The 8,631-nt window shown below is 62.1% G+C and carries 11 protein-coding genes and 3 tRNA genes; 5 read left to right on the top strand and 9 right to left on the bottom strand.

The genetic code is table 11. The features are described 5' to 3' along the window. Both QZ269_RS10710 and QZ269_RS10715 read right to left on the bottom strand, forming a co-directional pair. Nucleotides 1-667, bottom strand: a 667-nt coding sequence (locus tag QZ269_RS10710) for a hypothetical protein (RefSeq protein WP_291426702.1), incomplete at its 3' end; no start/stop codon positions are given. Nucleotides 668-695: 28 nt separating this feature from the next. Continuing rightward, the gene (locus QZ269_RS10715) at nt 696-893 is read right to left on the bottom strand and encodes a hypothetical protein (protein WP_291426703.1); all 198 of its coding nucleotides are present in this window, start codon (nt 891-893) and stop codon (nt 696-698) included. A gap of 83 nt (nt 894-976) precedes the next feature. Here QZ269_RS10715 and QZ269_RS10720 point away from each other — a divergent pair, with 83 nt between their 5' ends. The 3 genes from QZ269_RS10720 to QZ269_RS10730 are packed head-to-tail and all read left to right on the top strand — an operon-like array spanning nt 977 to nt 1,898. Next, a complete protein-coding gene (locus QZ269_RS10720) occupies nt 977-1,348 on the top strand; it encodes a hypothetical protein (protein ID WP_291426704.1) in 372 nt (123 codons plus the stop codon). Beyond that, nucleotides 1,348-1,632 (top strand): hypothetical protein, encoded by a 285-nt coding sequence (locus QZ269_RS10725; RefSeq protein WP_291426705.1) that lies wholly within the window; start codon nt 1,348-1,350, stop codon nt 1,630-1,632. The genes QZ269_RS10720 and QZ269_RS10725 overlap by 1 nt, the downstream gene beginning before the upstream one ends. Beyond that, entirely contained in the window at nt 1,629-1,898 is a 270-nt protein-coding gene (locus QZ269_RS10730) for a hypothetical protein (protein WP_291426706.1), read from the top strand. The genes QZ269_RS10725 and QZ269_RS10730 overlap by 4 nt, the downstream gene beginning before the upstream one ends. Nucleotides 1,899-2,120: 222 nt before the next feature. Here the strand turns inward: QZ269_RS10730 and QZ269_RS10735 are convergent. The 4 genes from QZ269_RS10735 to QZ269_RS10750 all read right to left on the bottom strand — a co-directional run bounded on the left by QZ269_RS10735 (nt 2,121) and on the right by QZ269_RS10750 (nt 3,759). After that, a tRNA-Arg gene (locus QZ269_RS10735) sits at nt 2,121-2,197 on the bottom strand. 13 nt (nt 2,198-2,210) lie between these two features. Beyond that, nucleotides 2,211-2,301, bottom strand: a tRNA-Ser gene (locus tag QZ269_RS10740). Between the two features lie 22 nt (nt 2,302-2,323). Beyond that, nucleotides 2,324-2,411, bottom strand: a tRNA-Ser gene (locus QZ269_RS10745). An 82-nt stretch (nt 2,412-2,493) separates the two neighbouring features. Further along, complete coding sequence (locus tag QZ269_RS10750; protein ID WP_291426707.1) at nt 2,494-3,759, bottom strand: nitrilase-related carbon-nitrogen hydrolase; 1,266 nt, start codon at nt 3,757-3,759, stop codon at nt 2,494-2,496. A gap of 408 nt (nt 3,760-4,167) precedes the next feature. Here QZ269_RS10750 and QZ269_RS10755 point away from each other — a divergent pair, with 408 nt between their 5' ends. Together QZ269_RS10755 and coaBC are read left to right on the top strand one after the other, a co-directional pair. After that, entirely contained in the window at nt 4,168-4,812 is a 645-nt protein-coding gene (locus QZ269_RS10755; RefSeq protein WP_291426708.1) for a hypothetical protein, read from the top strand. A 177-nt stretch (nt 4,813-4,989) separates the two neighbouring features. Next, nucleotides 4,990-6,234, top strand: coding sequence for a bifunctional phosphopantothenoylcysteine decarboxylase/phosphopantothenate--cysteine ligase CoaBC (gene coaBC / locus QZ269_RS10760; protein WP_291426712.1), 1,245 nt, complete (start codon nt 4,990-4,992; stop codon nt 6,232-6,234). A 28-nt stretch (nt 6,235-6,262) separates the two neighbouring features. On the opposite strand, the gene QZ269_RS10765 is transcribed toward coaBC, so the two are convergent. The 3 genes from QZ269_RS10765 to rpsT form a co-directional block, all read right to left on the bottom strand. Beyond that, nucleotides 6,263-6,679, bottom strand: a complete 417-nt coding sequence (locus QZ269_RS10765) for a hypothetical protein (protein ID WP_291426709.1) — start codon at nt 6,677-6,679, stop codon at nt 6,263-6,265. A gap of 387 nt (nt 6,680-7,066) precedes the next feature. Further along, nucleotides 7,067-7,918: a M55 family metallopeptidase gene (locus tag QZ269_RS10770; RefSeq protein ID WP_291426710.1), complete on the bottom strand. Its 852-nt coding sequence runs from the start codon at nt 7,916-7,918 to the stop codon at nt 7,067-7,069. Between the two features lie 84 nt (nt 7,919-8,002). Further along, nucleotides 8,003-8,278, bottom strand: coding sequence for a 30S ribosomal protein S20 (gene rpsT, locus QZ269_RS10775; protein WP_291426711.1), 276 nt, complete (start codon nt 8,276-8,278; stop codon nt 8,003-8,005). Nucleotides 8,279-8,631: the final 353 nt, after the last annotated feature.

Genomic DNA, 8,631 nt, shown 5'->3' on the forward strand with positions numbered 1-8,631 from the left:
TGCTCCAGCGATTGTGCGCCTGATGAAGAGGGCAGCATGGATACTCCGACGATATGGGCCTCAGACAGCCTCTCAGGCCCAGCCCCGTGGCCGTCAAATAAGGCCACGCCAGTTCGGCTGCGCTCTGGGCTGGAGTGGTGGCGGGGTACCCCTTGCGCTTATCGTGCCCACGAATGACGATGCCTGCCGTGATGCTGTCGCCCATGAACAGGGCTGTTTTCGTGGGTGTGGCGCTTGGCGCGAGCGCATCTCCTTCGACGCCGCACCAGATCAGGCCCGCGTCACCGCTCCAGAAGGGGCTGAGTTCGTGAATGCCGCTCACCACGACGCGAATATCGTGGTGAGCGCGGCTGAGCGAAGGAACAAGCATGATCTGTTGACTGTGGTCACTGATGGGCGCTTCGACCACGTTCCAGGGACCGCCGTCCACGCTGACCGCGAGCCGACTCGGGTACGTCCCTGAGGCTGGCGTGTATGCCTGAGCGGTGACGCGCGTCGCCCCCTGGACGGCGAATGTCAGATTTGCGCCCTGGGTGATGGTGCGCTGGCAGTCGCCCTGCCGCACCCAGGCCCCGACAGTTACAGGTGCGGCTAGTGTGACATCCGAACCACAGGACGTGAAGCAAAGGACGACGACGCTCATCATGGCAAAACGGGTTTGGGCCATAAGGACAGTGTAGAGGCTGACCCTCTGTTTAGAGCGGCAGTATCGGCACGCCTAGAGTGCCCAGCGCCTGAGCCAGCAGCCGCCCCGCCTTCCGGTGGCCTTCGTCGGTGCCAGGAGCGAATGCCAGTGGGTGCGTATAGTCGTTGCTGGCACAGTTACCATTGGCCTCGGAGAGCCAGCCGGTTGTTTCGATAAACGGCAATCCCAGTTCCAAGGCCACCTGCAAAAGTCAAGTTGATGCTAGTGATCTGCTCCTTGTTAGGAAGGGTAACAAGGAGTAGATCGAGACGACTTGCTTAGTTGCTGGCCTTGGATGAGATGCGCGTCGAGTGGGACAGCCTGCACCGTCAGGCTTGGGAAGAGTTGTTCAGCTTGGGGCTGACTGCTGAGCAATTGCGCGAGCGATTCGCCAATCGGGAGCTTGACCTAACTCCGCTCAAGCTGCGAATTGTTCCGGCTACGGGCGAGATTGACCGCACCTTCGAGCAGGAATACAGCTTGCCGCTGCGGGAATCGGATGGAAACGACCCACGCAGCAAGGCTGAAGCAATAGTTAGACAGTCCATAGCCATGTGGATTCATGCCCAAGAGATTCAGCGTGAGAACGAAGAATATCGACTAGGACAACTTGAGCGTGATAGCCAGCGTCAGCATTGGCTGAGTGGCATGGGAGGGAAGTGATGAGCGGCCTGAAGGCCACGCCTACCCATCGCACCTACTTGGGCCGAATTGCCAACCGTGCCAAGTTGCCTGTTGACCTGAATCGTATTGTCAATGCGCTCAACAAGGCTCTGGACACAGCAGAAGAGATGCTTGACGACGAAGATAAGCTCTTGCGACTCAAGGCAACTCACGCACTGACGCAGATCTCCATAGCCCTGATGCGGACGCTAGAAGTTGGTGAGCAGGAGTGCCGTCTTGCCGCTGTGGAAGAGGCGCTACTCGCGCAGGAGGAATCAACTTGAGTGCGACGCTCAAACGTCGCCTGAAATGCGCCAGCCTGAATGTTGATTCGGTCTGGTGTGATTCTTGGGACAAGTGGTTCACTGAGGTGGTACAGGAGTGGCGAAGGATTGATCCGCAGATCAACGAGCACTTTGCCGAGTTCCTCCGCTATGAGCAAGAATGGGTCAGCAATCCCACAGCCGGAGAGCAGGCCGAGTTCCTGAGTCGAGGCGCGTCCTTGTGCGTTTCACGAGGCTTGACGGGAGAACTTTGGGTGTGGTTCTGACAGGACGTGTATGGGCCTGTGTTGGATAAGGACTTGAACGCTGGGCCGAAGTTGATTCCCCAGCCGCCGAAGCTGGAAGTTGCAGAGGCGACAGAGAATGGAAGTTGGCTGCATTGGTTCTTTGCTGCCACGGTAGTTGTCCGGTAGTTGTAGCGAGGCCGAATTAGCGTATTCAGCAAGACAGTTACAAAAGAAAGACCCCGCACTGGGCGGGGCTTTGATTGGTGTACCTGAAGGGATTCGAACCCCTGGCCTTCTGATCCGTAGTCAGACGCTCTATCCAGCTGAGCTACAGGTACGTGGTGTACTGCTTGGCGGAGAGGGCGAGATTCGAACTCGCGGTACCCTTTTGGAGTACGAGCGTTTAGCAAACGCTTGGTTTAAGCCGCTCACCCACCTCTCCAGATTGTCATGCAGTACAACTTTGGCGAGGGGTGAGGGATTCGAACCCCCGGTAGGTTGCCCCACTGCAGTTTTCAAGACTGCCGCCTTCAACCACTCGGCCAACCCCCCGTGCTTAAACTTGCTCTGCGGTGGGTGCGCCAGGAGGCTTTCCTAAGCGCGAGGGGAAGTATACGAGGGGCGCTTCTTGTTGTCAATCTCTTCTACGTTGTGCGCCTTTACATTTTGCCCCGAAAGCCAGGGCCATCACGCCCAGACCAAGAAGCCACGGCCAGACCAGGCGCCGGGCAGCCGGGGCCGGCAAATCCAGCAAGGCGCGTAGGGCTTCCTCATGCGGCGTTGGCTGCGGCACGGGGAGTACCGTCTCAGGCAACGTCAGGTCGGCGTTCAGTACGTCCGTATGATAGGTGTTCTCTAGCGGGGAGCCACTCAGCGCAGCCAGTTCCTTGCCCCGCCGCCGCAGGGCTTCCGGGTGGCCCTGCATAACCCAGGGAGCCAACGCCAGAAACCCAGGGCGCGGCGACGTGAGCACGTAGCTGCGGAGTTCGGGAGCCTCGTCCGGGCGCGCGGTAATCGCACTCTGACCATCGAAAGAGAGGTCCAGCAGATTACCGACCACCATCGGGTTGACCGCGTACCGGATGGTCGCACTCGTAACTGTGACCTGCCAGCTCGATTCCAGCCAGGCCACCGGCTGATCGCGCACGTGGGCCGGGTCGGGCGGCAAACCTTCCAGACTGGTCCAAGGCGCACCGTTGGCGTCTGGTTGCAACAAGACCGTGCAGCCCAGACGTTCGAGCCACGCGATGACGTCCGGGCGGAAAGCGTCCAGACTGATCGCCACGCCGAGGTCGCCCACCGGGGTCGGAAACACGCGCAGCTCGGCAAGGTTGCCCGGCGTCAGGTCTACCCCGCCCGCCTGTTCGCTGGGCGTCAGGTGCACCTTATCGGACGCGCCGATGAGTTCGCCCGCCGGACCAAAAAGAACGGCCTGATTGGTCAAGATGCCGGGCCTGCGCCGAATGCGCCCCCCTGCCAGAAAAAAACGCGGCATCGGCGCACTGCCACTGCACAGGTACACGCCGTATTCACGCGCCAGGTCACGGCAGGTTTGCAGGTACAGCTGGGCGTTCTCGTGGCTGCCCACCAGTTGCAAGGCGCGAACGGGCGACACCTTTTCGCGCCATATCAGCGGCAGCACCCGCACCAGCCGGGCGATGACCAGCGCTGCCGCCACCCGCTCGAAGGTACGCAGCGGCAAGGCCCAGGCCCCGCCCCGCAGCACCAGCGGCAGGCCGTTTAGCTCGGTCAGCACGACCAGATTGGGCCGCTCCGGATGCAGATGTGGCCGGGCCTGTTCCAGTTGCCCACGCATCCAGCGCCTGAACGCCTGAGCCGAAATAAAGTCGGTCGCTGCCCACTTGGGTTGCACAGCGACAATGCGGAAATTACGGCCCATGTCTACAGCTTAAAGCGGGGTCGGCGCCGACCAGAAACAGAGCCGCGCCGCCCACCTGACCCGCCGCTTGCCTACTCGCTGTGCCGCGCAGCTTTGCAAGGCCGCTCTGAAAAATAGTTCATACGCGCAAACTGTTTTTCCGAACGGAGTGGGCAAGAGAACTAGGGGTCTGGGAATGCAGAGGTCGGCGCTGCTCCGAAGGCTTGTCCTGTTAAGGACAACATACTTAGAGCCGTTCTCCGAATGATGGGCGCGTCGGAAAAACACCACCGCCCCCTTCACTCTACGTCGTGCTCTTTCTTGTTCACTCGTTCCACTCGGCAAAAAGATGGTCAAAATAGCACCATCTTTTTGCAAAATGCTCTAAAGGGGGATGTCTGCCCCCCGGAAACGTGCCACCTTTGGGATATGAGCAAGCCTAAGAAAGTTAGCGATCCGGTGACTGCCGTTCCTGCCGCAGAGCCGACAGGATCAGGGCTAGGAAGTCTGGCCCGGCGACTCGCGGCCCGCGCCCTGAGCGATCCCCGCGTGCAGGAAGTGGCCTCTGGCCTGAAGGTAAGCGCCGAAACGCTACGCAGCGGAGCGCAGGCCCGCGCTGATGAGCGCCTCGAAATGCTGATCGAGGCGCGGCAGGCTAGGCCAGGCGGCCCGGTGAACCCGGAACTGAACACCGCACTGGCCCAGCGCCGACGCGAACGCGAAGAACGCAGCGCCCGACTGCTGGCCCGCGAAAAGGTGCTGGCCGTCGCCACGACCACCGAGGAACGCCGGGTGCTCCTGCGGGCGCTAGACGCCGCAGCGTGGGCCGGAGGCGAGCGGCGAGCGCCGCGCTATACCGAACTGCTCGACACACTGGCCCAGGGAAAGGCAGCCAGCGAAATGGCCGTTCACCGCGCCATCTGGAGTCTGGCCGAACGGCACGTCATCAGCGTTTCTCCGAACGGAATCATCGAGGTCACGCCGCTCGGCGAGCCACCCGCTCAGCTCCTCCTCCCTACCACCGGGCCACATGCGGAAAGTGGCGTACAAGTGCGCGGGCAGACTCCCGACTGAAGTGGCCTGCCCGCTGTCTTGACCAGAACGGCACCCAGGATGGGGCCTGCCCGCTTCTTGAGCAGAACGGCACCCAGGATGGGGCCTGCCCGCTTCTTGGCATCAAAGGCCTCAAACAACGTGGTCTTTTCGGTGCAAACTGCTCTCTTGGAGCCATTCCACTAAACTGCCTGCATGATGCCCACTTCGGAAGTTCCGTCTGCCCCCCTGGACAGAGGACAGCGACCACAGATTCTGGTAATCGTGGCAGGCAGTATGGCCGCCGTTAAAGCTCCCTCGGCGCTGCGGCGACTGCGCGAGGCCGGGGCCGAGGTGCGGGTGATCGCCACGCGGGCCGCTCTGGAGTTCATCACCGAACTGAGCCTGGCGACTGCCGCCGACGGGCCAGTCGCCACCGATGAAAGCTGGTTCGCGGCGCGGCCCACTGCTCAGCATCTTCAGCTGGCGAAAGTAGACGCCGCCGTGGTGATCGGAGCCTCGGCAGAGCTGCTGGCAAACGCGGCGCACGGGCACGCGGGCGACCTTGCCAGCGCCACTTTGCTAAGTGTAGAAGGCCCGGTGCTGTGGGTTCCGGCCATGAACGAGCGAATGTGGCACCACCCTGCCGTGCAGCATAACGCCGCCACGCTACGGAGCTGGGGCCACCACTTTCTGGGGCCGGAAGTGGGCGCATTCGGCACCCAGGGCGAGGGCAAAGGCCTGGGCCGCATGAGTGAGCCGGAAGACATCGCCGCCGCCGCGCTGGGCCTGCTGCGCCCAGTCAAGCAGGACCTAGAGGGGGTACGCGTGTTGGTCTCAGCGGGGCCAACACGTGAATACCTGGACCCGGTGCGGTTTATCAGCAACCCGTCCAGCGGCAAGATGGGCTTCGCGGTGGCCGAGGAAGCCCGTGACCGTGGAGCGGAAGTCACGCTGGTGACTGGCCCGGTCAACTTGCTTAGCCCACGCGGAATAAGTGTGGTGCGGGTCGAAACTGCTCTTGAACTCCGGGAAGCCGTTGTTCAGGCCGCACAGACGGCCCAGGTCGTCGTGATGACGGCGGCAGTGGCCGACTACCGCGCCGCCAACCAGGCCAGCGAAAAACAGGCCAAGGTCGCTGGCGACGTGACCATTCACCTGACCCCTAACCCGGACATTCTGGCCGAACTCGGGCAGCACAAAGGCGGGCGCGTGCTGGTCGGCTTTGCCATGGAAACACACGCCGGAATCGAACGGGCCGCCGCCAAAGCGCAGCGCAAGAACGCCGACTTTATCCTGCTGAATTACCCCACACGTGAGGGCACTTCATTTGGCGGCGACGACAATCAGGTTACGCTGGTGCGGCCCGACGCCACCTACGAGGACTGGCCCCGCCTAAGCAAGCGTGAGGTCGCGGGCAAAATTCTGGACGAAGTGTTACGAATCAGGGCCGACCGAGGATAATACAGAGGGTAATTCAGCCCGGCCCCCTTTAGAAGCGCAGCTCCAGCCCGACGCCCGCGCCGAACTGACGGGCACTGTTGGCCCGCACAAAGGCCCGCCAGCCTGCCGGACCCAGCAGAGGCCCACGCAGGCCCGTTTCGGCGTAGAGGTGGGTGCCGCCCCTGTACTCGGCCCCCAGTGTGCCGAAGGCGTCTACCTTAGTAAACGGCAGGTTGAGATCACGGACCGTCACCCCCGCCGCGTACCGGTTGGGCTTGTCGCTCCAGCCCTTTTCAAGGTTGCCTTCGACGCCCAGTGTTCCGATAAAAGGTACGCGCAGCAGCGATTTTCCGGCGTGGACGCCGAACCCTGAAGTAAGTGCGTCGGCCCCGGCCCACAGGGTCGCCGCTCCCGCTGGGCCGGAAAACGCTAACGCGCCGAGCAGTACCAAAGACCTGATTTGCATACGCCAAGTTACAGCATTTTAGGGCAGTTCCCCGAATTATGCGCATGTCGGAAGAACACCGCTGCCCCCTTCATTCTACGTCCTGCTCTTTCTTTTTCACTCGCTCTAGTCGGCCAAAAGATGGTCAAAAGAGCGCCACCCTTTTGCAACATGCTCTAAGGTGAGGCCCTTTTGACCGTCCTTAGGCCGACTGATAAGGATTACGCTCAATTCCAGCACGGTCGGGACACGCTTAGGCCCCTTCATAGGTGCCGTTCTGACCCAGAAGCCGCTCTGACCCAACGCAGCTGTTTAAGGCAGGGGTCTTCAAACGCCGTAACCATGCAAGCTGCTCTAAAACGGCTACATAAGAGTTGCAGCAAAACCGGTCGCCAGCAGCAAGAAGACTCAGCCGTTCAGCCGCACTTCCCCGACCTTCGCCAGCATCCGGAACGTTTGAAATAAGTGATAGGCATTGGGGCTTTCCCAGCCCACCGTGATGTTATCGATCCGGGTGATGCCGGGCACCCGCTCACAGGCATCGGCGCGGGCCTCATGGTCGAAGGTCAGCTGACAGGCGGCGGGCCAGCGCGTCGTGTACGGCACGGCTTTTTTGGCGGCCATGACCGCCTTCTCAGCCCGTTGGCGAATCTGGCGCTGAGCCTCACGCGGGTGCAGGTGCACGGCGGCAAAGCTGCTGAGGCCCTCCTTGACGCTAACGCACACGACCTGCTCGCCCAATTCCTGCCTGATCTCGGCCATCGCCACGTCGTCGCCACTGGCAAACACCACTGGTACGCCGTAATGTCCGGCCAGCAGCGCATTGAGGCCGTATTCGCCGGTGTCTACGCCGTTAATTCGCATGTTCCTGACCGCGCCGTTCCAGGTGTGCGCCAGCGGGCCGCGCATACTTCCGGCGCGGGCGTGGTAGCCCACGAACAGCAGTGCCCCCACGCCCGGATGCTGCACGCCTTCGACCATGCTCAGGGGCTTGTCGTTGCCACTGGTAAATGTCACGCCGTCGGGCAGCAGTTCGGGAATCAGGTTTCGCATGGTGTCGTGGCTGTCGTTGACCAGCACCTCGGTGGCCCCGCCTGCCAGCGCACCCTCAGCGGCGGCGGCGGCTTCTAGCGTCATGCGCTCACGAGCCGCCTGATATTCGGTGCCGTTGACCAGTCCCCCGAACTCGGGCGGGCTGACCTGCACCCACGATGCCACGCCGCACACGCCTTCCATATCTACACTGATAACCACTTTCATGCCCCCAGCTTATATGCCGGGCCAGACTGCCACAAAAAAGACCGCCCCGAAAGGCGGCCTCCGTGCAGACTGCGTGTTAAAGCTTTAGCCCTGCTGGGCAGCCTTGGCCTTGTTGATGGCCTTGGCGAGGCGGCTCTTTTTGCGGGCCGCAGCGTTCTTGTGCAGGGTGCTGCCCTTGGCGGCCTTGTCGATCAGGCTCTCGGCCTTGCTCTGAGCAGCGGCGACATCGGCGCCAGCCGTCACAGACTCGAGGGCCTTTTTGGTAAAGGTCTTGATGGTGCTCTTGCGGCTGCGGTTGAGCATACGGCGCTTGAGGCTCTGGCGGTGGCGCTTCTGGGCGGACTTGTGACGTAAAGCCATGTTCTTTCTCCTTGGTTCTCCCACTGCGGCCTTCTGCCGTGCGGGGCGGTTCCCACCTGCAACGGGCGCAGGTTTCTGGACGGGAACGCGATGCGTCGGGGGGCCTTGTAGGTACGCCTTCCCGCGCGGGCAGCCCGGAGGCTGGTCTGCCTCTATGTCCAGAGGCAACTTTGACAGTATGCCCCCTTTGACCAACCAGGGTCAAGGTGCGCCGAACCGGGAGGGCATACTGGGAGGCATGACCCGCCCACGTTTCAAGCGCTCCAGCCAGCCAGAGGAACCCGCCACCGCCGCGCCGCGCCGCGCCAAAACCGCCGAGGAACAGCGCGATGATCTGCTCGGTTACGCCTTCC

The sequence above is a fragment of the Deinococcus sp. genome, from assembly GCF_018260405.1.
Taxonomy (GTDB): Bacteria; Deinococcota; Deinococci; order Deinococcales; family Deinococcaceae; genus Deinococcus.